Below are 251 nucleotides of genomic sequence, written 5' to 3'. Positions count from 1 at the left end.
TAAAGAACGGGGTCACCGAAACATACTCGCCATAGGCCATTGATTGCTGCACCAGCCACTTTACAGCCTGATCAGACGCTGCCAGCAGGCCCGATATGGACAATAGGGCATACGGCGAGAGCTTTTTGCCAATAATGAGCATTATTTAACCCTTCAACGCCAAAATGCGTCTGGCACCGTTAAGTACAATGCCCCCCGCGATGGTGCCGATAATCAGATCCGGATAATTGGAACCGGTCCACGCGACCAGG

The 251-nt window shown here is 52.2% G+C and carries 1 pseudogene; it reads right to left on the bottom strand.

The window, feature by feature from the left end:
* Nucleotides 1-145: 145 nt before the first annotated feature.
* Nucleotides 146-251: pseudogene (locus LGT40_RS00075) on the bottom strand (cation transporter); the annotation flags it as partial.

The sequence above is a fragment of the Methylophaga pinxianii genome (genome assembly GCF_020447225.1).
GTDB lineage: Bacteria > Pseudomonadota > Gammaproteobacteria > Nitrosococcales > Methylophagaceae > Methylophaga > Methylophaga pinxianii.
This window is presented reverse-complemented; position numbering and strand designations above follow the sequence as displayed.